The following is a 25418-nucleotide window of genomic DNA, read 5'->3' as shown; positions in this document are numbered from 1 at the left end:
ATCTCATGTTAGTTAAATTATCTCTATCCAGTATGCGAAAAATGTTTAAAGACTATTTAGTATTATTATTTGGATTAACGATTTCCATTGCGATTTTTTATATGTTTCAAACATTAGCTCAAAATGAAGCTTTTGTGGAAGCAAATAAAATGATTAGTGCAACCATGTTTGTATTCCATGTTGGAACATTTATTCTTGGGTTTATTACGATTTTTTATATTTTTTATGCCACCTCGTTTATTCAAACATTGCGACAAAAGGAAATGGCGATGTATCTAACATTAGGGGCAAAGAAAAGTAAAATTACGCAACTCATGTTTATGGAGACGCTGTTTATCGGAATCGTTTCGTTAGTCATTGGTATCATCATCGGCATGGGGTTAACAGCAGTTATTGCTGATGTACTTATGGATATGCTTGATTTCTCAGCAGAAGCCACGGGGTTTAAAGCGATTTATACTTCTTCGATCATTACAACTGTTATCTTTTATATCATTTTGTTTTTATTAACATCCATTGTCAATGCTTGGCAAATTGGCAAGAAAAAGGTGCTTGATTTATTACAAGCGAACAAACAAGAAGACGTTATTAAAACAAGCGGTTTGAAAACTTTTTTTGGTGTGTTAGTTTCGATTATTTTAATGGTGATTGGCTACTACACCATGATTCATATTGCTAAATTTCAACATTTCGGAGTTATCCTAGCTACCATCACGATCGTGCCAGGGACATACTTCATCTTTATTTCGTTTTTGCCATACTTTGTGAAAAAATTAAAACAAAACCGCATGTTAAATGAAACAGGCATTAACTCATTTACACTAGGGCAATTACGATTTCGAATGCTTAACTTAACCAAAGTGTTAGGAACAGTAGCCATGTTAATTGCACTTGGTTTAGGTGCGATGACAGCTGGACTTTCGTTCTATCATAATATAGAACTTCAAGCCTCTAGCTTTCAAGCAAATGATGCAGCAATCTATGAACCAACCAAGGAAGATATAGACACCATCGAGGCCATGGACGTCAGTGAAAAAAATACGTACGAGTATAAATTGACGAATGACGGGGTGTTCTTTCTTAAAGACAGTCTGTTAGAGAAACCACCTCTAGTTCCTCATTTCGATAGATCAATGGAAGCTATATCTGATATTCAAATAAAACGCGTGGAAGAAAAACTACCTGCTTCTCTGTATACAATGGATGGCACAGAAGGGGAAGAACTTCCAGATAAATGGTTGAACGCTATCTCTCTAGAATTAAATGCAAGCTATACGATGTTTGGCGAGAGAACGGTTTATGTCGTTGATCAAAGTCATTATGAGAACGTAGATGCAAAAGAAAAACAGGTCATAGTAACGAAAACAGACGACTTTTCCAAGCATGTGTCTTCATTCAAGCAACTGGAAGAAAGACAACAAGAAGTAGCAGAAAGTTACGTAGGTAAACCTGTGGATAATGTGGGTGGAAAATATAATAATTACGTTAGTTTAAAAAGTTTTTCCAGCGGCACCGTCTTTATGGGAATTTTCCTCGGAATTGCCTTTTTAATGATGATGGCGAGTGTGCTTATGTTTAAACTGCTATCAAGTGCCGGAGCAGATATCGAGCGCTATCACATGTTACGTAAAATTGGTGTACGTCAGTCATTATTACAACGATCCATTTATCGAGAATTATTTCTACTATTTTTGTTCCCAGCCATTATTGGGCTTGTTCATGTCTTAATCGGTATGCAAATGTTCTCTTTTATCTTAGTAGAGCCATATACAAAAGTATGGCTACCAATTAGTATTTTCTTAGTTATCTATGGTTTATATTACGTGATTACAGTCCAATTATATAAACGGATTGTTTTACCAAAACATCATTAAATGAAGAACAAAGGCTCGGGGCGCCCGGGTAGCAACGCAGCGAGTGGAACGAATCTACTGAAGTTTTAGGAATCATGCTCCTGCAATAGGAGTATGCCGGCGCCCTTCGGCAAGTCCGTCTGTAGCCGTCCCTCCTATTTAGCACGAACCGATGATGACTTAGCGTAGGGCAATGGAATGAAGTCGCCTAGTTGCTGGCGCTTGGGCCGGACGTGGTTAAATAACTTAGTAAGTTTATGCACAGCTGCTAAATTTTATAATTTCCTAGACCAATTTAATAAGGAACCCAGCCTCAAACCAGCTTGGTTCCTTTTTGAGATAGGATGATGAAGTTGAAAAAAATCCATCCGTGGGAATTTAGTCCAAACAAATCGTTTCATACACGAAAGGTATGAGCTAAAGGTCCTGATCGTATGGGGATTAGATTTGCCTAACGCACATCTTCCTTACGACGTACAGCAATGAATACGAGATACAAATACAATAACATGGATAGTAATACCGATCCTGCAGCTACAACATAAATAACACCATAGTTAAATAAGAAGGCGATTTGCCCGAAGATAATGGCTCCCATACCAACACCTAAATCAAAAAAGGAGAAAAACGTGGCATTCGCCATTCCTTTTCGATTTCCGGGAGCTTTTTCAACCGCCCATGCTTGTAAGGCAGGTTGAATCATTCCGAAGCCAAGCCCATATAAACTAGCTGCAATAAGCATCATCGTTGTATTAGGAAGCCAAGCCAATAATAGCATAGCACCAAAAATAAGCACTGTCCCAGGGAGAAAAACAAATAAATGCCCTTTCTGATCATAAATTTTCCCGGCAAATGTACGGGAAATCATGAGGAAAACAGCATACATTAAAAAATAGCCTTCAATCCCAGCAACTTCCTGTTCTGCAGCATGTAAAGGAAGGAAGGTTGCAATTCCTCCAAACGTAAATGTTACAAAAAACAGTAATAACGACGGATGAATAGCCGTTTTCTCAAAAATATCAAACTTCAAAGCTACTGTTTTATGGTGGGATTGCTCTACTTTTTTATATTTAATTTTACTAGATAGAACTAATGCAACAAGTCCAGCGGAAGCACATATGAGAAAAAAGCTAGAAAAGCTAATTTGACCAACAAGCGCTAGACCTAAAGATGGGCCAAAAGCTAATGCTAAATTACCAGCTAATCCGAAATAGCCCATCCCTTCTCCACGACGCGAGGGAGGTATTAGATCTGTTGCAATGGTTCCAGTAGCTGTCGTTGAAAAGCCCCATCCTACCCCTTGTACGATGCGGAGTAATAGTAGTAGGGCAATACTGGAAACGAGCGCAAACGAACCAACAGATACAACAAAGATAAGTAATCCGAACATATATACAAATTGTCTACCTTTTGACTCCAATGCATGCCCTGCATAGGGTCGCATTACCAATGCTGAAAATGTAAATATTCCAACAATAATACCGATCAATTGATCACTACCACCAAGTTCTTTTACAAATAAAGGTAACGTAGGTAGCGTCATCTGAAATCCTAAAAATATACAAAAATTAGCGAGACAGATAAGGATAAAGTCACGTGTCCATATTTTTTCTTGTTTTTTCTCTGCCATAGGTTGTGCTGGCATACATCGCTCTCCTTTCTAAGCTGTCCGACCTTTTTCTTCGATACTCGAAATATATTATACAGAAGTAAAGAAAGAAAGCAATCTATTCCGCTTAGAAAGTTTTTATCCAGTTACTTTTCACCTAGAACTGATCGCTTTTGTATCAATGCATCTCGCTTATATACGCCATAAAATCAGCAATAGAGTGACATTGTGCTGGTGGTTTCGCTCATTCTCCTTGGAAATTCGCTCACCCTCTTCCAAATTCCGCTCATACCTACTATAATTTCGCGCGCTTTCTTCCGAAGATCCCTCATCTTACTCGAAAAGTCGCTCACTCTCCTCCGAAATTCGCTCGCCTCTACCTGAATTTCGCTCCATCTTGTCAAATTCCCGCTTATACCTGCTAAAAATTCGCCTGCTATCTTCCTAAAGTCACTCACATCAGGAAACGCACATCATCTTATAAACGTTTTAAAGCAATTGCCTTTCGCATATCTTGTAGTGCCTGTTGAGCGGATTCTCCTTTGGCAAGCATTACATTTGTATATAATGCGTCAATTATTGTCAGCTCTGCGATTCGTGACGATAATGCTTCAGGTCGAAATTCTGTCTCATCTGAGACGGTATAAAGTAAAATATCTGCTTGCTTGCTCAATGTGGATTTAGCAAAGTTTGTTATTGCAATAATCGTGACATTTTTATCCCTTAAAACATGTAGTATATCCATAATATCTTTGGTAGAACCAGAGTGGGAAATAATAACAGCCACATCTTTAGCACTTAATTGTGATGCTGCCATTAGCTGCATATGCGCATCCAAATTTGCGTGCACTTGCATGCCGCTACGAAGAAATTTATGATAAGCGTCGATGGATACAATGGCTGACCCACCTATCCCAAAAAACTCTACTTTTTCAGCTACAATTAATGCTGCAACAGCATCATATAAGGCTTTTTGATCCATTACTTTTAACGTATCCTCTAGTGTATTCATATTTGAACGAAAAACTTTTTCACTAACCGTTCCTACGTCATCGCCAGCTCGGATTTTTTCGTGAATATCTGTGACGGGTGTCGCCATTTCAGCAGCAAGTGCAATTTTTAAAGCTTGGTACCCTTTAAAACCCACGCGCTGACAAAAACGAAACACCGTTGAATCCGCAACCTCCAATTCATCTGCAATTTGATTAATAGTATGATGAATAATTGCTTTCGGATGTTGCAAAATATAATCAGCTATTTTCTTCTCTTTCTCACTTAACCGGCTATAATTGCTACGAATACGCGCTAAACCGTGTTGATTGACTTGATCCATATTTTGTTCTCCTTTTATTATTTCACAGCAAGATTTTTATACTATTTCGTTTTCTTAAACTATTATACACGAAAAAAAATTCCGCGATAATTGTTGTATACGAAAAAAAATTTGATATAATGAATGCAAGTCGATGAATTATTTACTGCTAAAAAACTTGGTTTATCGGCAAATCTTATGGGAGAACGTTGTCTTCATAGCAAAAACGTGCTTGCAAATTTGTATATGGACTCCCTCATGCAAGCCGTGGTGGCCTTTTATACTATAAAGACGAACGTGCATATTTTATCGTGTGATTTTTATACTTTCCCATCAAGCAATAATTATTATGTTCAAAATTTAACAAAATGATATTAATTCAACTCGAGGTGACGGAAATGAATATTGGTATGATTGGCTTAGGAAAAATGGGATATAATTTAGCACTTAATTTACTCGACCATCAACATAATGTACTTGGCTTTGACACGAACGAAGCACAAAGAACTTCCATCACACATGCAAATTACGAAGCTACATCCTCCATCGAACATCTTGTAGAACAATTACCTAGTCCGCGTATTATATGGTTAATGGTTCCAGCTGGAGAAGTGACAGAAAATGTCGTACAAAAAATGACAACATTACTTGATACGGGTGATATTTTAATTGATGGCGGTAACTCCAACTATAAAGATACATGTAAACGCAAAGAAATGTTAGACGATAAAGGTATCTTCTTCTTTGATTGCGGTACGAGTGGAGGAACAGATGGCGCTAGAAACGGCGCTTGTACGATGATAGGTGGAGATGCTGAAGCATTTAAACAAATTGAACCACTATTTAAAGATATTTCCACAGAAAACGGCTACTTATACACTGGGGAAGCAGGCAGTGGTCATTTCTTAAAAATGGTTCACAATGGAATGGAATATGGTATGATGCAAGCCATCGCAGAAGGATTTGATATTCTTCATAAAAGTGAATTTGACTATGACTACGAAAAAGTGGCTAAGGTATTTAACCATGGTTCGGTCATTCGTTCTTGGTTAATGGAACTAACACAACAAGCATTCTCCAAAGATGCTCAATTGGATCAAATACGTGGTATTATGCAATCTTCCGGTGAAGGAAAATGGACGGTGGAAACAGCTCTAGATTACCAAGTAGCGGCACCAGTTATTGCGCTTTCCTTAATGATGCGTTATCGATCTCTTGAAGATGATACGTTTACAGGCAAAGTGGTAGCAGCACTACGGAATGAATTTGGCGGTCACGATGTGATTAAAAACGACTAGTTTACGTAGGGAAGCATAAACCGTAAAACCAAGCTTCCCTTTTTTGCATATACAATAAACGAGTAAGATCTTACAAATACATGATTTCCACCATACATCTGGTAAAATAAAGGTATACGTAGTGCAAGGAGGAATAAGGATGACTGCATCAGCTTATTATTTAGGCGTCGATATTGGAACTACAAGTACAAAAGCGGTTTTGTTTACAAAGAATGGAAAAGCAATTAGCAAAAGTGCCGTACATTACCCGTTACATACACCAAATCCTTTAGTAGCCGAACAAGACCCTAACGAGATTTTCCAAGCTGTGGTAACAACAATTAAAGAAGCCATGCAAACAAGTAAGATTCACCCAAAAGCTTTAAAATTTGTCGCTTTTAGTTCTGCCATGCATAGTTTGATAGCTGTAGATGAGGTAGGAAATTTATTAACAAATAGCATTACTTGGGCGGACACAAGAAGTGCTCCATATGCTAAAGAGATAAACGATAAGAAAAACGGGCATGAAATCTATTTAAGAACAGGAACGCCGGTACATCCCATGTCGCCGTTAGCCAAACTATTATGGTTACGAACAGAAGAACCAGCACTGTTCCAACGAGCGCATAAATTCATCTCGATTAAAGAATATATATTTTCTCGTTTATTCCATTCCTATGTAATTGACTACTCCATTGCTTCGGCAACCGGTTTATTGAACCTAGAAGCATTAGATTGGGATGAGGAAGCATTACAAGTAGCAGGGATAACCCCAGAAAACCTGTCCACCCTCGTGCCTACTACCAAGACATTTACTGGTGTAGACGAAGTTATTTGTAAAGAAATGGGAATAGACGTAAACACGCCGTTTCTCATCGGAGCAAGTGATGGTGTGCTTTCCAATCTCGGTGTCAACGCAATTGAATCTGGCGTTACTGCGGTTACGATTGGAACAAGCGGTGCGATACGTACAGTCACCGACAAACCAAAAACAGATCCATTGGGTAGAACTTTTTGCTATGCATTAACAGAAAAGCATTGGGTTGTTGGCGGACCCGTTAATAATGGCGGAATGATTCTACGTTGGGTACGAGATGAACTTGCAGCTTCTGAAGTAGAAACAGCCAAACGATTAGGTATGGACCCCTATGATGTACTAACGAAAATGGCAGAAGGTGTAGCACCAGGTTCTGACGGGCTTTTATTTCACCCATTTATGACGGGAGAACGTGCACCACTTTGGGATGCTAATGCACGTGCTTCTTTCTTCGGGTTAAGCATTCATCATCAAAAGCAACATATGGTACGCGCCGTACTAGAGGGTGTTATGTTTAACTTACGTACCGTTTTACTTGCAGTCACTGCATTGACAGGAGAGCCAAAACAAATCCAAGCGACGGGTGGCTTTGCTCGATCAGCCATGTGGCGTCAACTAATGGCCGATGTCTTCCATAAACCTGTTGTCGTACCAGAAAGCTATGAAAGTTCTTGCCTCGGCGCAATCGTATTAGGCATGTACGCTACAGGTGAGATTAATGACTTTTCAGTTGTTTCCGAAATGATTGGCGCTACACATACCCATCAACCAAATGAAGCTGCAAGTGCTGTTTACGAAGAGCTACTTCCGCTTTTCACCCGTCTACCTCAAGTTTTGAAAGCAGAGTATGAAAATATTGCGAATTTCCAACGCAAGCATGTAAACAATGCAGAATAAAGACTTGTATTGTCCACGGTTAGCAACGTGACGACTGGAACGAAGCAACGAAAGTTTTAGGAACCATGCCCCTTGCCGGCGCCCTCCGGCAAGCCCGTCTTTAGTCGGCCTTCCTATATTTAGAGCGAACCGATGGTGACTAATCGTAGGGCAATGGAGTGAAGTCGCCTAGTTGCTGGGCGCTTGCGCCGGACGTGGCTAAATAACTTAGTTAGATTATCCACAGCTGCAAAATCTTTTTATAATTTCCTAGACCATAAAATAATCGCGCTATAATCGCTCGCCTGTCCTTTTCATTCCCCTTCTTGAATCACACCACAAGCAATGCGTTCTCCTGCATTCCCTGCAGGCTGTGACTTGTAATCATCTTCATCCGAATGAATGACAAGGGCTGTTCCATCCTCTTTTAGTAATGAATTTGGCTTTCCTTTTTCAAGCGTAACCATTTCAGCTAATGTGTCAGCTTGCACAGTACCATCTTCCTTCACTTCAACGTTAGGCAAATCACCTGCATGCGGACCATCCTCAACATTTCCATGACTCACGTTTGTGGGATTGAAATGCCCACCAGCAGAACTAAAATCAGGTCCTTCGCATGCACCTGTCTCATGGATATGAAAACCATGCTTTCCAGGTATGAAATTTTGTCCTGATAATTGAATACGTACGCCATCTTCTTCCTGCATTAATGTTGCTGTAGCTACTTCCCGTTGTTTGCGATCCTTTAATGAAACAAAAATTTGCTTTGAAGTATCTTCCTCCATATCGCCAGCTGTTTCTACTGATTCGTTGGACTGTTGTTTTTCTTTTGTTTGGTCTTCATCTGTTGTATTACAAGCTGATAAACTGATAATACATATCATGGTAAACAAAATCAAAATGGTCTTTTTATTCATCTTTCTACCCCTTTCCATTTTTTATCAGCTTGCTCGATTCTGGAAATCTTTAAACGTGTGTTTCCTTCCATTATAGGAAATACTCATGTACAATGTAGATATATGTTCAATTTGAATGCAAACACCTTTTGAATAATGCATATATTTTGTTGTCATTGGATTAAACATACGCTTTAATATCTGATTTTTTAATTTATTCACAAGGAGGAATATTAAATGGGATTGTTTGATGGTATGATGGGTAATGCATCGGAAATGGACACAAAAAAAGCAGAGGAAGAAATAAGTGATCTATTATCTACAGGAGAGAATGTGGAGCACGCATATAAACTAATCCGCGACATGATGTTATTTACCAATAAACGACTAATTCTTCTTGATAAGCAAGGCGTTACTGGAAAGAAAATGGAATACCATTCTATTCCTTACAAAAACATTACGCACTTCTCCATTGAAACAGCTGGAACATTTGATTTAGATGCAGAACTTAAGCTATGGGTTTCTGGTAGCTCTGAACCGATTCAAAAAACATTCAATAAGCAACTCAATATTTATAACGTACAGTCCGTTTTAGCTAATTATGTATGTAACTAAAGCAAATCTAGTAAAATCGTAAAACTCCCATCTGTATGAATGTTTCCTACAGATAAATAAATTTATGCTGAGATTGTCGGCTAAATGTATACGAGTTGACGAATCACACAATGCGTTCTTTAAGTCGGGAAGTTCCTATCACGCAAACATTTCCAGCGTGGGGGACTCTCCCCCCACTTACTATTGTGAAATAAAAGATGCTTTGAGAAACTTAGCCTGTCGCCACATTCCTGATCGGTTCGTTATGATTATTCTTAAACTAAAAATTTTAAATATCATCTTTTCTACAGTGTAAAAACACGCGCCTATCAAAACCTCCCCTCTCTTCACACTTCTCCTTACGTAAAGTTTCAACTGTTTGTAACGATGCTCCATGCGTTTTTGCTAATGCGTGAATGACTTCTAACAGATCAGCTAATTCCTCTAGCGCTGAAGCATCATCGGCAGCCTGTAAATATTCATCCCATTCTTCTAGCATTTTTTTCTTTAACGTTTTTAGCCAAGAAGTCTCCATCTTCAAGCGTGTGAAGGGTGAAATCCCAGCGGTAAGGTGGAGATGAATTGGCTTTCGGTCAAGTACGTCTTTAGACGTGCTAATTGACCGAACGCATGTTACCATAAGAGCATGAAGTGTTCTTTGAAAACTGGATATATGAGGTTGCATGGAGAAACTAATAATGCGAAAACCAAGCGAATCCTTCCATGCGTAAAATATCCAAGGTACGAAAGAAACTCCGATTCGTCGGACATCTAGGGCAGGAACTTCCCGAAGTAACGCTCATGGAGACGAAAGGTTGCTTTCGTCGTGGAAATGAGAAGCTCCCACTTCAAGCGAAGCTAAGTGGTGAGTAGTTCACTTCAACCAGGTATTCTTCCGTATGAAGTGTTGTTGTAATTGCCTTTTGCCCCTTACTTTCAATTATTTCTGGAATTTTATCACGAACAAGTTTATGAAATTTTGGCATACTTACCCCTCCGTACTTTGTGTAGAAAAGCTTTATATATAGAATAGCACGGTAAAATATTTCCTTCTACGATTTTGGCGACCCCTTTAACAATAACTTTAGAAAACTTGCTGATTTATGGCTAAGCCATTCGTTTAACTCTTACTATCAACCGTGTTTTATCGTGCAAAAAACACCATCTTACAGCTATCGTCTAGCTGTAAGATGGTGTTATGATTTGTTGTACCATTAAGCAACCTTTAGAGTTTCTCTTTCTTTTTTAGTAAAAAAACCTTTTACATATGGAATAACCCATCTATCTAAACCAAATCTGCCAGCATTGTAACCAGCAACTAACAAGAATACCGTAAGTAATACCATTTGCGCATTCGTACTAACTGTGCCGCTAAACAAGAAAGCAAAGTTCATTGTAATACCCATCAATGCGGAAAAGTTGGTGAATATGCCTAATATAAGTGCGATACCTACTAACAATTCCCCCCACATAACGAGGAAAGTAAATATGTCTGCATTTGGCAAGGCTACTTTTTCTAAAAATACTGCCCACCAGCCTTGTACTGCTGGATGCTCTCCTCCAGCACTTGCAATTGCCCCTTGCAAATATCCTGAAGCGTCAAATTGACCGCCCGTAATTTTACCATAGCCAGCAACAAGCCATTCATAACCAATATAAATACGAATAAGTGCTAAAATACCTGCGGCTATACTACTTCTTCGGATAAAATTCATGATCATGTGTACCATCTCCCTTTTTGTTCATCATTTCACAATTTGTTGTAGTATTTCTTTACTACATTTAGAGTATACCATACATGCTTTTATTTACGGGTTTATTGTTCAATATTTCACAATATAGTCATATTTTAGTTTATACGAAACATTATTACTTGACTTTTTTTCGTCACATTCTATCAAACGATGTGTACCAAGTTTTTGATACCTTCGCCAATCGTAGTTGTATATTACCTGCACACCTTCTATGTTCTGACCGCTTTGCTATTAACAGTATTATCTTCATGGGTTTTATTCGCTCCATGAATGTATACTTCCATTTATAATTAATGCATATTGACAATATTTGCTCGTTTTTTCATTTCCTAAACTTGCCTCTCTACAGTTTCCGTTCAAGCTAAAGTTTCTATCTTACCTATTTATCCCACATCCACAATCACGTATATTTTGCACCTTCCTTTCACGCAGTCCCTTGACATCCTCTTATGACCTGCAGTACTGTTTATATTAACATATACAGTATAACAGTTTAGTTTTTAGGGGGTTGTTTATATGCAAAAATGGAAGCAAGCTTGGCAAATTGCTAAGTTGGAATTAAGTGTTTCTACGAAGAAGATTGCATTTGGTTGTTTAATCATACTTGGTTTCTTCCCTTATGCCATATCCTATTTTCAGCATTATCTCGAAAATAGCGTTATAATTTATGACTTATTTTTTATTCTTTTCTTTATTTTAGGTATTAATGTTGGAAATCCAAATTATTGGCATTCAAAACAAGCCAATGTCCATTCTCTTTTGATGATGCAATTACCATTACCAATTAAACAGGAAATCTTCATTAAAAGTCGCTTCATTATTCATTTTTGTTTCTCTTTTCCAGTACAAATTGCGTTTCTAATTATCTTTTATGTTGCATCACCTATTGCTCAATTATTATCCATTCCTGCTTACATCGCGTTTGCAATCATTTGGTTATCTGTCAATCTTTATATAGGGACACTTACACCAATCAATGAAGTATATCCAGCAAATTGGTTGTTCACAGCAGCTATGACTTTTATTTTGCTTTTCATTTTCCTATTTATATTATCTGTATCTCACCTCATCTTTGACTATGGTGTTGTGGAATTATCCATCATTATTGCTGAAAACTGGCCGGTACTCAGTTCCGTGGTGTCACTCATTATTGGCTTTACAGCTGTTAAAGCGCATCAGCTATATATGAAACAAATTATGAATAAGCGGGATTATTTCTAATAGAGGTCTTCACAAGATCTATACGATGTATCCCTAATGCTAGCAGAAAGGAGCTGGTTTTGTGGAATTACCTATTTATCTTTCCAAAACATCTCGAGAACCAATTTATCATCAAATCGAAAACCAAATGAAAACGCTCATTGCTAGCGGACAACTTACAAAAGGAATGCCACTTCCATCCATTCGCGCGCTGGCAAAGGACTTAGAAACGAGCGTTATTACAATTCGTCGTGCGTATCAAAATTTAGAATATCAAGGCTTTATTCAAACAACGCAAGGGAAAGGGACGTTTGTTGCTGACATAGACCATGATATGAAGCAGCAAATGAAAGTTGCTGAAGTATACCAAGCAATGGAAGCAGCTGTTGAAATTGCCTTTAAATATGATTATACAGCCGAACAACTAAAAAAAATGTGCTTAGAAGTCATTCATAAAAAAGGAGGAAACCAAACATGACATCGCTTCTCAAGATAATGGATGTAGAAAAAAACGTAGACACCTTACACCTAGGACCGATTCACTTAACGATAGAACCTGGAACGATAACAACAATGGTCGGAGCGAACGGGGCTGGAAAAAGCACACTGTTTAAACTCATTATGAATTTAGTGAAACGCGATACAGGTAGCATTCAACTATTGGATATAGAAACAAACGGTTCGGATGAAAGCTGGAAACAACATATTACGTACCAAGCACAAACTGTCATTGGATGGGAACCTTTTACTGGAACCAAATTAAAAGACTTTATTTCCTCTCTATATCCGCATTGGAATGAAGCGCTATTTCAGAAGATAGTAGACTTATTGCAAATTCCATTAGATGAACGATTTGCAAAACTATCCCAAGGAAACCAACAAAAACTCCAGCTAGCACTTGCTTTACCAAGAAATACACCATTGTTGCTTCTCGATGAACCCACTTCTTTCTTGGATATTCCGGCAAAGCAGAAGCTAATGAATTTACTAGTAGAATGGATGGAGCAAGGAGACCGCGCTATCTTCATGACCAGTCATCAATCCGCTGACATTATGAAACTTTCTGATTATATAGTCGTATTAAGGAATGGAAAGCTGATGAACAAATTTGAAAAAGAATCATTGATTCATAGACACCGCCGATATTGGATTAGCGAACAGCTTCCAGAGGAAGGTATTCCAGGGGAGATCGGTCGCTCAACACGCTATCTTGTCTCAAACGCTCCAGAACAAACGGAATCTTTCTTACAACAAGAGCAAATTACTTGGACACAACAGGAATCTCTAGATTTGGAAGAAATTCTTACACAGCTTATAGAAAGGAGATAAAACACCTACGAAGACTTTCTATTTTTTGTGCTTGCCTATAAGTTTACGTCATAAGTTAAACTATAATTGCCAGATGATGTAGGATTGAAACAGCTTGTAAATCAAATTCACCCTAGAGCACAAACTGACATAAAAAATTTCGTCACACTATATGACCTAAGCACCCTTATGAAACAGGCTTAGATGCTATTATCTCCGTCGTAAAACCTACAATAGTTGTAGCAGGAGCCTTACAGAATGGATTAAATAATGAAGAAAAAGGAAGGAGACAACAATTTTAACCGTTGAAAATTTAAACAAAGCTTTTAAAGACAAACAAGTCATTGACAATATTTCTTTTGACGTACACCAAGGTGAAATTATGGCAATTCTCGGCCCGAATGGTGCTGGAAAATCAACTACCATTCGTAACATTATGGGTATTTTATATCCTGATGCAGGAAAGATTACCTTTTCCAATTATACAGATAACTCGATACCACGACATAAAATCGGTTACTTACCAGAGGAGCGTGGGTTATATAAAAATGTCAAGGTAATGGATATTCTACTCTATTTAGCTGAATTAAAAGACTACCCGCTAGATCAAGCAAAACAACGAGCTTTAGATTATTTAAAGAAGTTTGACTTAGAAGGGAAGGAAAAAGTGAATGTCGATGAGCTATCGAAAGGGATGGGACAAAAGGTGCAATTTATTGCATCCATTCTTCACGAGCCCGAATTACTCATTCTTGATGAACCATTTTCTGGGTTAGATCCTGTAAGTCAAGAATTATTTAAACAGGAAATTCGCCAGCTTGCCGATAACGGCACAGCTATCCTACTATCCTCTCATCAAATGAATCTTGTCGAAGAAATGGCAGATCGCCTATTTTTGATACATCGGGGGAAAAAAGTAATTTACGGACATATGGATGAAGTAAAAAAAGAGTTTGCCAACTTTAAATGCACGATTCATGGTACAAATAAAAAAGAAGAACTTGAACAGTTACCACGTGTACAACGCGTAGAACAAGAAAATGCGCATAGTATTGTCTACTTATATAAAGATATTGATCCAGTGCAATGGCTCAAGCAGCTTCCTGATACATTAGATGTGCAAGAGCTACGGTTAGATCGCATTTCACTACATGAAATTTTTATCGATATTGCAACAGGTAAACAGCTCATGCAGGAAGTCGGTGAAGCATATGCGTAATTCATTGAAAGTGGCTAAATGGGAGATCAAACGAAACCTCCGCAACAAGACTTTTATTATTGGAATGTTTTTAACGCCCCTCTTCATTATTGGATTTATGTTCTTAGGTGAACTGATTGGCGGTGACGATGAAGAAACAGAGATGACGACCGTATTTATTCATGATGAACTAGGAGTTTTTTCCGAAATAGAGCAGACGGTTGCAGCAAGTAATTTATCGTGGCAAGTCATGCAAACGGATGTAACGGAAGAAGAAGCCAATAAGGAAGTTAAAAATACAGAACAGACAGCCTACTTATTTATCGACGAGGAAAGTTTAACAAAAGGAACTATCCCTGCTTACACTTCGGAGGAAATGGATGCTTCTTTTATGAATCAAGCCCAAATATTATCCTCCCCTATTCAAGCGTGGCAACTAAAGGAACTTGGCTTGTCCAATGATCAATTAGCGGTTGTCTCCCGTGGTATTCAGATAGCAGACGTTTCAGCTAATGATGAAACCGATACAAAAGATGCCAAGGAAACAGCTGAAGAATCTGAAATAGCTTCATTAGAGCGCATTGTACCTGGGGCATTTGCTGGTTTTATTATGCTATCCATCGTATTTACTGGCATGGCAATTTTTCAAAGCGCTTCACAAGAGAAAAAAGATAAGATTGCGGAAATTATTCTATCTTCACTTACACCGAATGATCTCATGCAAGGAAAAATTATTGGCTATTTTGTTTTAGGCATTGTGCAGTCTATTGTCTCTTTAGTCATCGTCCTTCCTGTTTTATCATGGCGATTGGACATTGCGTTTTTAGATTATTTGTTCGTTCCAGAATTAGCTTTATACCTCATGATTGCCATTTCCGGCTATCTATTGTTTGCTTCTATTTTTGTCGGCGTCGGCGCAACGATGACCGATATGACGACAGCAGGGAATTTCCAAGGTATGGTGATGATGCTTCCGTTTTTGCCGTTTATCTTTATCGGACCTGTTCTTAGTGACCCAAGTGGCTTTATGGCTCAACTTGGTACGTACATTCCTTTCACGGCGCCAGGTGTTCTCTTACTTCGCTTAAGCAACTTAGAAGAATGGCCTTGGCTCGAAATTATCATTTCACTCGCTATTTTAATCATTAGTATTTGGATTTTCGTAAAACTTGCTGGAAAAATATTCAAAGTAGGCATATTAATGTACGGTAAAAATGCTACTCCAGGAGAAATTTGGAAATGGATCAGAATGTAACAGAGAAGTAGTTCGACAAGAAAGAATGAAAGTAACTTGACCCTATCGATCATTGTAAAACATGTACACTTTTGCGGGGAAATCGTATGAGTGAAAGTCCCGCAGAAGAGCATTTCTTCTTCGTAGGAAGTGCAAAACTATACGAGCGGCAAAAATCGTATTTTAGCATAGTGATGTTGTGGGGGCTTGCACAGTTGGAAAAACGTAACTTTTAAATGTTTATATACGACAGTTGGCTATACATCCTTACTAGTAAGCTTAATCTTATAAACACACCCGTTTTCGCCAAATATATATGACGAAAACGGGTGTGTTTTTTCAAAAAAATCTCTGCAAGTACTCCTTCATAATATATAGCTATTTTCCCATGAGGGCTTAGTAAGTTTCTTATACATAACCGGTATTTCCCTATCATACTCATACAAATTACTACTTTAATACCACCAAGATTTAAATAATCCCGCCATTAATTTACCTAACCATTTAAGTGGTAAAATAATGAGTTCAACAAAACTTAGTAGAAAGTCAATAATCCAGAACCACCACCCACCTTCGTTCTCTTGGCGTTTAGATGTACGACGTTTTTTCTTCAATTACATCCCCCCTCCATATCCTTTAAAATAACGTATTTCCATTTTTGCGCTTACGTATCACTTTGCGAACGAAATACGTACAAAAACCAATTACACCAGAAGCAGACAACAAAAATGTAATACTTCTAACTGGATACATTTTAAACGCATATATCCATTTATCAATAACATAAATATCACGTGGGTCTTGTACAGATTCTGGGGTTAAAACAGTTTGTTCCTGCCAATTTGGATCTAGAACTACATAAGACCCAGACCAATATGTTAGGAAACAAGTATATACAGATATAAAAAGTACTATTAAAAAAAGAATGACCGTCTTTTTCATGATGGCTCCACCTATGCCTTCTATATGTTACACAACCTCGCCTAGGGTTTATTCACTAAGCCAAACCAGATTTTCCTGCTTATTTCCATGCACGACTTGCTATCCATGACACAAAACAGAGTGGCAATTTATCTATTGTTTAATACGAACAACCTCACAAAAAGGTTCCCCTTATTTTATTATAGTAAGACATACAAATATTCATGCAAAATCATCTTAGCAAGTTACTTCTAAACACTCATCTTTAGAATACAATTTTACAAGGTACTATTTACTAAACTGGCATTTTCATTCAAGGAGGAAGAACAACATGAGTATAGTAGTCTATCATGGTTCAACAAGGACAAATGGGAATACAGAATTTTTAACCCATCACGCTATCCCTCAAGACACAGCAACACATATTTATTTGCGCGACTACAACATGGAACCGATTGTAGATAAGCGACACGCAACAGAAGGATTTCCCCACATACAGGATGACCATTTATTTTTAATTGACCAACTATTAAAACACGAGACCATCGTTTTCGCTACCCCTATTTATTGGTATGGCATGTCCGGACCACTAAAAACATTCATTGATCGTTGGTCGCAAATTTTACGAGATCCCAATTACCCGCATTTTCGCCAAACGTTAAAAGATAAAAAAGTATACCTTATTCTTGTTGGTGGCGATCAACCACATATAAAAGGATTGCCCCTCGTTCAACAATTTCAGTATATTTGCCAGTTTTTTGGCATGACTTTAGAAAACTATGTAATCGGTCAATCACGTAAACCAGGAGAAATGGTTAATAATAAGCAAGCCCTTCAAGCAGCCTCTCAATTATTCGATTAATCCTATTTTACAGCTCCACTTATATTACAACTGTAGTCTTTGTATACACTTACTTATAAGAATTTTGATAGAAAAGGACGCTCTCTAAGTAAAAAGGGGATGCACGTATATGCTGAGACTCTTTTATACGTATCTCTTATAATTTCTCAATTGGTAACAGCTGCAGAAATTGCAGCTGTTTTCTTTTACACTACAGAAAAAAAGATTTCGCTATAAAGACTTATCGATATGCCAAGTCTTTCTAACGAAATAAGCCGTATGTACTATTTCCCTTCCCTACCCTATTAAATCTGCTAAAAGCTTATCTCTTTCTAGTAAAAAGGAATCATTTTTTAATCCATCGTTTTAAATCTATTATTCTGGTTATACTATTAAAAAGCTCGTAAAATTACTTTAAACTTAAGATAACCGTGCCGATAAAAAAGTATAACCGAATACTTATTATAAAGTGTATTCGACACAATAAAATGGGTATTTACTACCACCCTTCTATGGTACAATGGATGAGGCGTTGCTATAACATTAAAAAACTTGATTTATAACCCTGAAAATTATCCTTACCGATCATACACAAAGTAACGCAAAATTTGTTGCCGGATAAAAGGTATCTTTCTAAATGTTTAATGCTTGTTTAATCTATTATTCTACTATCTATATTTGTTACCTTTATTAATACGTTGTTCCTTATCAATGAACATAGCACCAATCGTTTCAGTATTATTTTTTAAATATAGCTTTTATCTCGTATTCTATCAGCTGCCCCCAAAAGCAACTGTTTCAATACGAATTTATATAAAGCAAAATTTTATCTTATTGAAGGAGGCCGTGCTTAATTTGAAAAACATCTATTATGCACTAACATCTTTAGCAATTGTGCTAACTTCTCTATTTTTGCTGCCTAATACTAGCCATGCAGCTAATGGGGATGTGTATGACGTTGGACAAGCTATATTAAATGTGCGAAGCAGCCCATCTATAGACTCGGAAATTGTTGGGCAATTACAAGCTGGTGACCAATTAGTCGAATTCGGTGAACAACACGGCTGGGTACAGACTTACTTTGGTGGAAAAGAAGCATGGGTTGCTAAACATTATTTGATTCCTGTTAAACACGATAAACCTGTACAGGTACAAGTACAAGCAACGCCCAATGAAGGAAGCAGTTCTTCTCAAGTGCAGCCACAAGCTCAAACCAGCAATGCAAGTCACTCTTTAAATGGATACAATATCATGTTAGACCCTGGACACGGTGGTTACGATCCTGGTTCTATTGGAATAAACGGTGTACGAGAGAAATTTTTAACACTTGAAACTTCCAAGCAAATTGCAGAACAATTACGAGCAGCTGGTGCAAATGTGTTATTAACTCGGTCAAGTGACTCGTATGTTTCTTTAGGTGATCGTATTCGAATTAGTGATGCTTATACCACCCATGCATTTATTAGTGTTCATTATAATGCATTTCCGAACTCTAGTGCAGACGGCATAAATACATTCTATTATTCTTCCAAAGATCAAAAACTAGCAGAGCATGTGCACCAAGGTCTTGCTTCTGCTGTCACATTGCGTGATAGAGGAATGGTGCCAAATAACTATTATGTATTAAGGAATAATCATGCTCCTTCTATATTATTAGAGCTAGGATTTCTTACTAATTATAACGATTTTGCTACCATTCGTTCTAACAGTTTTCAACATCAAGTTGCCAACGGAATTACGAATGGGTTAAAAAATTATTTTGCCAACTAAAAGTAATAAGCTGCCTCTGATGTAGGCAGCTTATTACTGTATAACGTTGCTACGATGCCAATGTGCCTTTATAATCCGTTTGATAATGTTGTCATTATACCCCAAAGTTTACTCCTTTTCACCTATTTGAATGCGTAAACCATACTTAATATCGGATTAAAAATATGCGTTTTAACATGGTAATCATGTTCCTGTAGCCAATTTACTAGGGTAGCACCATTTGCATAAAACTCATCCTCAATCGCATGAATAGCCTCCGCATTCCCACTTTCTTTTAAATATTGCATTACTTCGCCGCGATGCGCGTCATCTTGAAACATTAAGTCTACAATACAGATAGCACCGTTTGGTCGTAGAACTCGATCCATTTCAGCTAATGCAAGCAGTTTTTGTTCATCTGTAATATGATGTAACGCATAACTGGAGACAATTCCATCAACTTGCTGATCTACCATTGGCAAAGCCAAAAAATGGCCTTTACGCACTTCAATTTCTGCGTGCTTTTGCTTACATGCCTGCAACATGTTATCCGATTGGTCTACACCAATAATATGAACTCCTTTCGCTAAAAATTTAGCCCCTAAATTTCCTGTGCCAATACCAATATCTAAACAAGTTTGTCCTGTTTCTAGAGGCATTGTATCAACCACTTTCTCCAAGGCCGTTTCATAGTCTTGATGGACATTAAATCGGTAACCACTCATTTTTAGACTTTGATCATAATCTGAAGCTTGCGCATCAAAATCCCATTTGTCCTGCCAAGATTGGCGCAAATGTTTTAGCTTTCTTAAATGCTTTGATAGAGCAATTAAATCTTTAATAGAAATCAACGGATCGTTATTTCCTTCTAACAACTGATCTAGCGTGTGAATCATATCTTTCATTTCTAACCATTTTTCAAAAAGCACAGCACGTTGCAAATTCAAATAATCATGGATACGGTCTTGTTTTTGATCATCAAGTAACTGTTTTATTTCTTTAATACCAACGCCAAATTCACGTAATGCTAATATCGTACTAATCCTTACTACTTCCTCATCAGTAAATGTTCGGTATTGATTCGCTTGTTTACTAGGCGATAGGAGACCCTTTTCCTCATAAAATCGAATGGTTCTTGCAGTTGTGTTTAGCCGCTTGGCAACTTCTTGAATATACATGGCTTATCCCTCCTACTTTTATCATAAACGTTTCCGTTACGTGAATGTAAAGGGTTTTTTATACTATAGAAAACGTCAAAATAGAGGTAGGAATAGTATAATAATATTTTCCAAAGGCAAACGTGAGCCGATAGAGTTCATGCAACTTTCTAATCAGTTATATACAAAAAACAAAAACACAGGCAGTTAAAAAGGGAAGGTCCACCTCTTATAGCTGCCTGTGCTTGTATTCCTATCTATTTAGTTACCAAGCTTATAAATCATCAAAACCATTCAAATCGCTTGTTTTCGTATATTGTCTAGATTTCTGTTCAAAGAAATCTGTTTTCGTGCCATCAAAGTTATCTACGTAGGCGCGAATCCACTTCATCGGATTTTCGGTATAATCTGGATATACATCATGTAATCCCATCATACGAAGCATTTTGTTTGCACGATATTTAATGTATCCAGCCATTTCGTCAAGGTCAATTCCTTCTACATTGCCAAGCACGTAATTGGACCATTCAATTTCCAATTCAACCGATTCTTGAAAATGATCGTATACCCATTGGATAAAAGTATCGTTATTATATGCTGGATTTTCCGCAAGCGTAGCACGAAATAGTTCAGATATGAAGCGACCGTGCTCAAGCTCATCGCGATTAATATAACTAATCATGGTTGACGTGCCAACCATTTTATTATGGCGTGCCAAATTATAGAAAAACGCAAACCCAGAATAAAAGAACATACCTTCTAAGAGAGCTGTATATACTAATGTCTTTAAAATATTTTCGATCGTCGGCTCTTCCACAAAAGCGTTATACTGCTTCGTTAGATTCTCGTTTCGCTTCAACAAAACTGCATCCGTTCTTCCGAGTTGAAAAGACTTATTCTGCTCATCTAACGAGACAACGGAAGACAACACGTAAGAATAGCTTTCATTATGCACTGCTTCCTGCTGTGCAATGACCGCCATAATGGATTGCACAGATGGATCTGTTGCGTACAAAGAAATGAGTAAAGCCGTTCGTGTTTGCGGTGCATCTAACGTAGATAACAAACCAATAATTTTTAAATACGCGTCCTGTTCTTCTGCTGTCAATGAAGGGAATTGCTTAATATCACTTTGCATATTTACTTCATCCGCTTGCCAATAATTTCCTACTAACCGTTTATACATTTTATACCAGTGTGGATAAGCAATATCATTCCAATTTAAGATACCACTGGATTGCCCTCCAAATACACCTGTGGACTTATTTGGATTTAATGGTTCTAACGTCTTTGCTTTTTCCAGCATGATTTTTGCCATGGTCTAATACTCCTTCCACCCAGTCCTTTACAAATTGTTCTTGCTTACCTCTTGGCGACTGTTCTATTTTCAGTCCACGCCAAGGGCTATGATAAAAATTGACCAACTTATCAACAGCGTGACAAAATAAATCATCGCCCCCAAATTGTGTATCACCTGTACCAAATATAGCAACATTGTCCGGCTTATATCCAACTTCTAGAATAAAGTCCTTTACTTCATCCGGTGTGCTTCCCCGATCCCAAGTAAATGTACCTAAGAACATAATATCGTACGAAGCCGGGTCGACGGGCGGGTCAATCCCAATACGATGAACCGCCGTCTCCACTCCTTTGATTTGTAAGTTTTCTTGGATAAGTGTTGCAACTTCTTGAGTATTACCGCTGTAGGTCAAGTAAGCAATCAACGTTCTCAACTTTGACACCATTCACATTCTTCGACTTCATTGGACGTAGAGCGTACATAATACGTTGTTTTTAACCCTTCCTGCCATGCTTGCAAATGTAAATTAAGCAAAATAGATGCTCGAATCGTATTTGGTACATAGAAGTTGAAGGAGAGACTTTGATCAATATGCTTCTGTCTAGCAGCGTTTTGTTTCACAGACCAGCGTTGATCTACAATGTATGCAGAGCGACGATATACATCATATGTCTTGTGCGTTAAGTCTGGTGCTGTAACTGGAATTTTAAAGTCTTTCTTTTCTTCGTAATAAAATGTTTTAAAAATCGGATCAATACTAGCTGTAGACCCAGCGATCATTGCTGTTGTTGAGTTCGGTGCCACTGCCATTAAATAACCGTTTCGAATACCATGCTGTTTAACGTCTTCTTTTAAAGCAAGCCAATCTGTTTTGTCATAGCCTTTTTGCTCAAAGTATTCACCTGAACTCCACTTACTACCTGCAAATGCTGGGTAACTGCCTTTTTCTTTACTTAATTCCATACTTGCCTGAATGGTAAGAAAAGCAATACGTTCATACAATTCGTCTGCATAGTCCACTGCTTCTTCCGTTTCCCACTTTATATTGTTACGAGCTAACAGGTGATGCCAGCCAAACGTTCCTAAACCAATAGCGCGGTACTTTTTATTCGTTAGTTGAGCTTGCATAATCGGCAATGTGTTATTATCAATAACGTTATCTAGCATGCGTACTTGAATTTTAATTAACCGATCTAGAATTTCATCTGGTACAGCTTTTCCAAGGTTGATCGAACTTAAATTACAGACGACATAATCCCCAGATTTATATTTCTTTACAATGGTATTTTCGTTTTCCAAAAATTCTTCTACAAATTCAGAAGGCGATTGATTTTGCGTAATTTCCGTACAAAGGTTGGAGCAATAAATCAATCCTTGGTGACTATTACTATTTTGTCGATTCACTTCATCACGATAAAACATAAATGGTGTACCTGATTCTAATTGTGATTTCATAACGCGCTTCATAATATCAATAGCTGGAATTTCACGTTTTGACAATTGTTCGGAGTTTACGCACTCCATATATTTTTGTCGAAAAGTTCCATCCCCTTTTTCTTCGTCATAGAAATCTTCTAATGAATACCCCATCACTTGTCGCACTTCATGGGGGTCAAATAGATACCAATTACCACGTTTTTCTACTTGTTCCATAAAAAGATCAGGTAAGGTAACACCTGTGAAAATATCGTGTGCCCGCATACGCTCATCACCATTATTTAATTTCAAGTCAAGAAACGCCTCTATATCACGGTGCCAAACATCTAAATAAACAGCAATTGCACCTTTTCTCGTTCCTAATTGATCGACATTTACCGCTGTATTATTCAATTGTTTAATCCATGGTACAACACCACTTGACATCCCTTTAAATCCTTTAATGGAACTTCCACGGCTGCGGATTTTCCCCATATACACACCGATTCCACCACCATTTTTAGACAACTTGGCAATATCGGTATTACTATCATAAATGGATTGAAGGCTATCATCGACGGTATCAATAAAACAACTAGAGAGCTGACCATGCGTTTTTCCAGCATTAGCAAGGGTCGGTGTTGCGACTGTCATATATAAGTTACTTAGTGCCCAATAAGCTTCTAACACATGCTCTGTCCGCTTTGCTTTATCTTCATATTGCATAAGCGTCATGGCAATAACCATCCAACGTTCCTGCGGTAGCTCAAACACCTTTTTATCGTGATCTGTTGCTAAATAACGTGTCGCTAATGTATGAAGCCCTAAGTAGGTGAAGTACAAGTCTCTTGCAGGATCGATTTGTTCGGCAAAGTAATCAATTTCCGCTTTTGAATACTTTTCTAACAAATTATTTTCATAAATATTTTCATCCGTCAGCATGGTAATTAATTCATAAAAATCCCCATATTTACCATCATCGTAATGGCGATTGCGGCGGGCTTGATGGTAAAGCTGCTGTAAATAAATTCGGCTCGCTACATAGGTCCAATCAGGAGCAGATTCATCAATATTCTCCAATGCGATTTGAACAAGAATATCTAAAGCTTTGTCGATCGGAGTATCTTCCTGAATCGTTTTAAACGCCTTCTCCTTATAAGCTTTCGTTTCAACAGCTAGCCCCTGTTGCGCAAGATCAATGATTTCTACAAGTCTATCTCTTGTAGTAGCGATGTCGATGATCATTTATAATCCTCCCTCAATATAATTAAACCCTTTGAAGGGTTATAATATATGGCTATCACTATTTACGAACAGTAAATAGGCATTAGAAAACTCGGCAATTATGCCAAGCTTGTCTTTTATATGTTCATTTAACACTCGTTATGTACTTTACAATACTAGCGAATGCTTCATCGTGCTATCGTACATTCAAGCGTCTTAATTTTCTAATAATAACAGCCTTAACTCAAAACAAAACACAATATATAGTATGTGTAAAGGTTGTTTATTACGATATATTGTGTTTACAAGCTTAGCATATTAATTAGCATATTGCAATCTATTATTGCTAAATAAAATCTTGCACATGTTCTTAAAGGCTGGATAATCAGCGTAAAAAACAAATAGAAAAACACCAAATTTTATTTTACAAATTTGCAAGGAAATAATGCGTTAATAGATGAATAGTAGAAAGTACATCTTCTATCAGTAGAATTTTTCTATCATTGCCACTGATGATGAATAGCCCAAAGATATACGCTTACGAAAAGGAGTGTCTTGGTGCCATATATCATCATATAAGAACTTTTTCCATGACCTATTTTCATTTCCCCAAAAACACACAAATTATATTATATACTTTTTTAACACGAAATAAAACGGTTTGTTATTAAAGTTATTAAAACTTAACGTATCGCCAACATACTGCTGAAAAAAAGCTGTTTTTTCACTCTATCAAGTAAACTTCCATCACTAACGGTATCCCTGAGCGAAATACTCCTAACCGAGGTGACAACGTATTTTAAGAGCTGGAGAAGCTATTTCCCTCCATTCAGGGATGAAAGATTAGCATCATGATAACCTTCCTATTATGGAAGAAATTAC

At 37.6% G+C, this 25418-nt stretch carries 24 protein-coding genes; 12 read left to right on the top strand and 12 right to left on the bottom strand.

Going from position 1 to position 25418, the window contains the following annotated elements; genetic code table 11:
• Nucleotides 1-5 precede the first annotated feature (5 nt).
• Complete coding sequence (locus BUB45_RS07340; RefSeq protein ID WP_073006847.1) at nt 6-1874, top strand: FtsX-like permease family protein; 1869 nt, start codon at nt 6-8, stop codon at nt 1872-1874.
• 430 nt (nt 1875-2304) lie between these two features.
• Here BUB45_RS07340 and BUB45_RS07335 read toward each other — a convergent pair whose 3' ends face one another.
• Nucleotides 2305-3498, bottom strand: coding sequence for an MFS transporter (locus tag BUB45_RS07335; RefSeq protein WP_073006845.1), 1194 nt, complete (start codon nt 3496-3498; stop codon nt 2305-2307).
• 442 nt (nt 3499-3940) lie between these two features.
• Nucleotides 3941-4795, bottom strand: a complete 855-nt coding sequence (locus tag BUB45_RS07330) for a MurR/RpiR family transcriptional regulator (protein WP_073006835.1) — start codon at nt 4793-4795, stop codon at nt 3941-3943.
• 377 nt (nt 4796-5172) lie between these two features.
• Here BUB45_RS07330 and gnd point away from each other — a divergent pair, with 377 nt between their 5' ends.
• Both gnd and gntK read left to right on the top strand, forming a co-directional pair.
• Nucleotides 5173-6072, top strand: coding sequence for a phosphogluconate dehydrogenase (NAD(+)-dependent, decarboxylating) (gene gnd, locus BUB45_RS07325; RefSeq protein ID WP_073006833.1), 900 nt, complete (start codon nt 5173-5175; stop codon nt 6070-6072).
• 139 nt (nt 6073-6211) lie between these two features.
• Complete coding sequence (gene gntK, locus BUB45_RS07320) at nt 6212-7765, top strand: gluconokinase (RefSeq protein ID WP_073006831.1); 1554 nt, start codon at nt 6212-6214, stop codon at nt 7763-7765.
• Between the two features lie 293 nt (nt 7766-8058).
• Here gntK and BUB45_RS07315 read toward each other — a convergent pair whose 3' ends face one another.
• Nucleotides 8059-8661 (bottom strand): superoxide dismutase family protein, encoded by a 603-nt coding sequence (locus BUB45_RS07315; protein WP_073006820.1) that lies wholly within the window; start codon nt 8659-8661, stop codon nt 8059-8061.
• A gap of 216 nt (nt 8662-8877) precedes the next feature.
• Between BUB45_RS07315 and BUB45_RS07310 the strand changes: the two genes are divergently transcribed.
• Nucleotides 8878-9255 carry a PH domain-containing protein gene (locus BUB45_RS07310; protein WP_073006819.1) on the top strand — a complete coding sequence of 126 codons (378 nt, stop codon included), beginning with the start codon at nt 8878-8880 and terminating at the stop codon, nt 9253-9255.
• 268 nt (nt 9256-9523) lie between these two features.
• Here BUB45_RS07310 and BUB45_RS07305 read toward each other — a convergent pair whose 3' ends face one another.
• Nucleotides 9524-9769, bottom strand: a complete 246-nt coding sequence (locus BUB45_RS07305) for a nucleoside triphosphate pyrophosphohydrolase (protein ID WP_342068343.1) — start codon at nt 9767-9769, stop codon at nt 9524-9526.
• A 188-nt stretch (nt 9770-9957) separates the two neighbouring features.
• Here BUB45_RS07305 and BUB45_RS20140 point away from each other — a divergent pair, with 188 nt between their 5' ends.
• Complete coding sequence (locus BUB45_RS20140) at nt 9958-10107, top strand: hypothetical protein (RefSeq protein ID WP_176087306.1); 150 nt, start codon at nt 9958-9960, stop codon at nt 10105-10107.
• Here the strand turns inward: BUB45_RS20140 and BUB45_RS19800 are convergent.
• Nucleotides 10083-10220: a nucleoside triphosphate pyrophosphohydrolase family protein gene (locus tag BUB45_RS19800; protein ID WP_170861725.1), complete on the bottom strand. Its 138-nt coding sequence runs from the start codon at nt 10218-10220 to the stop codon at nt 10083-10085. The genes BUB45_RS20140 and BUB45_RS19800 overlap by 25 nt on opposite strands.
• Nucleotides 10221-10448: 228 nt before the next feature.
• Complete coding sequence (locus BUB45_RS07300; protein WP_073006817.1) at nt 10449-10955, bottom strand: DoxX family protein; 507 nt, start codon at nt 10953-10955, stop codon at nt 10449-10451.
• A gap of 549 nt (nt 10956-11504) precedes the next feature.
• On the opposite strand from BUB45_RS07300, the gene BUB45_RS07295 reads away from it, so the two are divergent.
• The 5 genes from BUB45_RS07295 to BUB45_RS07275 all read left to right on the top strand — a co-directional run bounded on the left by BUB45_RS07295 (nt 11505) and on the right by BUB45_RS07275 (nt 15949).
• Nucleotides 11505-12209 carry a hypothetical protein gene (locus tag BUB45_RS07295; protein ID WP_073006816.1) on the top strand — a complete coding sequence of 235 codons (705 nt, stop codon included), beginning with the start codon at nt 11505-11507 and terminating at the stop codon, nt 12207-12209.
• A gap of 61 nt (nt 12210-12270) precedes the next feature.
• Nucleotides 12271-12666: a GntR family transcriptional regulator gene (locus BUB45_RS07290; RefSeq protein WP_073006814.1), complete on the top strand. Its 396-nt coding sequence runs from the start codon at nt 12271-12273 to the stop codon at nt 12664-12666.
• Nucleotides 12663-13517: an ATP-binding cassette domain-containing protein gene (locus BUB45_RS07285; RefSeq protein ID WP_073006813.1), complete on the top strand. Its 855-nt coding sequence runs from the start codon at nt 12663-12665 to the stop codon at nt 13515-13517. The genes BUB45_RS07290 and BUB45_RS07285 overlap by 4 nt, the downstream gene beginning before the upstream one ends.
• Before the next feature lie 274 nt (nt 13518-13791).
• Complete coding sequence (locus BUB45_RS07280) at nt 13792-14715, top strand: ABC transporter ATP-binding protein (RefSeq protein ID WP_073006811.1); 924 nt, start codon at nt 13792-13794, stop codon at nt 14713-14715.
• Nucleotides 14708-15949: an ABC transporter permease gene (locus BUB45_RS07275; RefSeq protein ID WP_073006801.1), complete on the top strand. Its 1242-nt coding sequence runs from the start codon at nt 14708-14710 to the stop codon at nt 15947-15949. Before BUB45_RS07280 ends, BUB45_RS07275 begins: the two co-directional genes overlap by 8 nt.
• A gap of 434 nt (nt 15950-16383) precedes the next feature.
• Here BUB45_RS07275 and BUB45_RS19795 read toward each other — a convergent pair whose 3' ends face one another.
• Entirely contained in the window at nt 16384-16542 is a 159-nt protein-coding gene (locus BUB45_RS19795; protein WP_170861724.1) for a hypothetical protein, read from the bottom strand.
• 22 nt (nt 16543-16564) lie between these two features.
• Entirely contained in the window at nt 16565-16870 is a 306-nt protein-coding gene (locus BUB45_RS07270) for a DUF4306 domain-containing protein (protein ID WP_073006799.1), read from the bottom strand.
• A gap of 310 nt (nt 16871-17180) precedes the next feature.
• Between BUB45_RS07270 and BUB45_RS07265 the strand changes: the two genes are divergently transcribed.
• Together BUB45_RS07265 and BUB45_RS07260 are read left to right on the top strand one after the other, a co-directional pair.
• Nucleotides 17181-17711, top strand: coding sequence for a flavodoxin family protein (locus BUB45_RS07265; RefSeq protein ID WP_073006797.1), 531 nt, complete (start codon nt 17181-17183; stop codon nt 17709-17711).
• 834 nt (nt 17712-18545) lie between these two features.
• Complete coding sequence (locus tag BUB45_RS07260; protein WP_073006795.1) at nt 18546-19460, top strand: N-acetylmuramoyl-L-alanine amidase family protein; 915 nt, start codon at nt 18546-18548, stop codon at nt 19458-19460.
• Between the two features lie 122 nt (nt 19461-19582).
• Here BUB45_RS07260 and BUB45_RS07255 read toward each other — a convergent pair whose 3' ends face one another.
• The 4 genes from BUB45_RS07255 to BUB45_RS07240 form a co-directional block, all read right to left on the bottom strand.
• On the bottom strand, nt 19583-20617 hold the full coding sequence (locus BUB45_RS07255; RefSeq protein ID WP_073006793.1) for a MerR family transcriptional regulator: 1035 nt from the start codon (nt 20615-20617) through the stop codon (nt 19583-19585).
• A 253-nt stretch (nt 20618-20870) separates the two neighbouring features.
• Nucleotides 20871-21914 (bottom strand): ribonucleotide-diphosphate reductase subunit beta, encoded by a 1044-nt coding sequence (locus tag BUB45_RS07250; protein ID WP_073006792.1) that lies wholly within the window; start codon nt 21912-21914, stop codon nt 20871-20873.
• On the bottom strand, nt 21859-22341 hold the full coding sequence (locus tag BUB45_RS07245) for a flavodoxin (protein ID WP_073006790.1): 483 nt from the start codon (nt 22339-22341) through the stop codon (nt 21859-21861). The genes BUB45_RS07250 and BUB45_RS07245 overlap by 56 nt, the downstream gene beginning before the upstream one ends.
• Complete coding sequence (locus BUB45_RS07240; RefSeq protein WP_073006788.1) at nt 22326-24557, bottom strand: ribonucleoside-diphosphate reductase subunit alpha; 2232 nt, start codon at nt 24555-24557, stop codon at nt 22326-22328. Before BUB45_RS07240 ends, BUB45_RS07245 begins: the two co-directional genes overlap by 16 nt.
• Nucleotides 24558-25418: the final 861 nt, after the last annotated feature.

The sequence above is a fragment of the Virgibacillus chiguensis genome (genome assembly GCF_900129865.1).
Lineage (GTDB): Bacteria > Bacillota > Bacilli > Bacillales > Amphibacillaceae > Virgibacillus > Virgibacillus chiguensis.
Note: the sequence above shows the minus strand (reverse complement) of the source record. Positions and strands in the feature narration are given on the sequence as shown.

Excerpts from the sequence above, each read along its gene's own strand:
- BUB45_RS07270 (WP_073006799.1), bottom strand. The coding sequence starts at position 16,870 with ATGAAAAAGACGGTCATTCTTTTTTTAATAGTACTTTTTATATCTGTA.
- BUB45_RS07285 (WP_073006813.1), top strand. The coding sequence starts at position 12,663 with ATGACATCGCTTCTCAAGATAATGGATGTAGAAAAAAACGTAGACACC.
- BUB45_RS07305 (WP_342068343.1), bottom strand. The coding sequence starts at position 9,769 with ATGGAGACTTCTTGGCTAAAAACGTTAAAGAAAAAAATGCTAGAAGAA.
- BUB45_RS07335 (WP_073006845.1), bottom strand. The coding sequence starts at position 3,498 with ATGCCAGCACAACCTATGGCAGAGAAAAAACAAGAAAAAATATGGACA.
- BUB45_RS07310 (WP_073006819.1), top strand. The coding sequence starts at position 8,878 with ATGGGATTGTTTGATGGTATGATGGGTAATGCATCGGAAATGGACACA.
- gntK (WP_073006831.1), top strand. The coding sequence starts at position 6,212 with ATGACTGCATCAGCTTATTATTTAGGCGTCGATATTGGAACTACAAGT.
- gnd (WP_073006833.1), top strand. The coding sequence starts at position 5,173 with ATGAATATTGGTATGATTGGCTTAGGAAAAATGGGATATAATTTAGCA.
- BUB45_RS20140 (WP_176087306.1), top strand. The coding sequence starts at position 9,958 with ATGCGTAAAATATCCAAGGTACGAAAGAAACTCCGATTCGTCGGACAT.
- BUB45_RS07295 (WP_073006816.1), top strand. The coding sequence starts at position 11,505 with ATGCAAAAATGGAAGCAAGCTTGGCAAATTGCTAAGTTGGAATTAAGT.
- BUB45_RS07330 (WP_073006835.1), bottom strand. The coding sequence starts at position 4,795 with ATGGATCAAGTCAATCAACACGGTTTAGCGCGTATTCGTAGCAATTAT.
- BUB45_RS07340 (WP_073006847.1), top strand. The coding sequence starts at position 6 with ATGTTAGTTAAATTATCTCTATCCAGTATGCGAAAAATGTTTAAAGAC.
- BUB45_RS07265 (WP_073006797.1), top strand. The coding sequence starts at position 17,181 with ATGAGTATAGTAGTCTATCATGGTTCAACAAGGACAAATGGGAATACA.
- BUB45_RS07250 (WP_073006792.1), bottom strand. The coding sequence starts at position 21,914 with ATGGCAAAAATCATGCTGGAAAAAGCAAAGACGTTAGAACCATTAAAT.
- BUB45_RS07275 (WP_073006801.1), top strand. The coding sequence starts at position 14,708 with ATGCGTAATTCATTGAAAGTGGCTAAATGGGAGATCAAACGAAACCTC.
- BUB45_RS19800 (WP_170861725.1), bottom strand. The coding sequence starts at position 10,220 with ATGCCAAAATTTCATAAACTTGTTCGTGATAAAATTCCAGAAATAATT.
- BUB45_RS07315 (WP_073006820.1), bottom strand. The coding sequence starts at position 8,661 with ATGAATAAAAAGACCATTTTGATTTTGTTTACCATGATATGTATTATC.
- BUB45_RS07300 (WP_073006817.1), bottom strand. The coding sequence starts at position 10,955 with ATGATCATGAATTTTATCCGAAGAAGTAGTATAGCCGCAGGTATTTTA.
- BUB45_RS07240 (WP_073006788.1), bottom strand. The coding sequence starts at position 24,557 with ATGATCATCGACATCGCTACTACAAGAGATAGACTTGTAGAAATCATT.
- BUB45_RS07255 (WP_073006793.1), bottom strand. The coding sequence starts at position 20,617 with ATGTATATTCAAGAAGTTGCCAAGCGGCTAAACACAACTGCAAGAACC.
- BUB45_RS07245 (WP_073006790.1), bottom strand. The coding sequence starts at position 22,341 with ATGGTGTCAAAGTTGAGAACGTTGATTGCTTACTTGACCTACAGCGGT.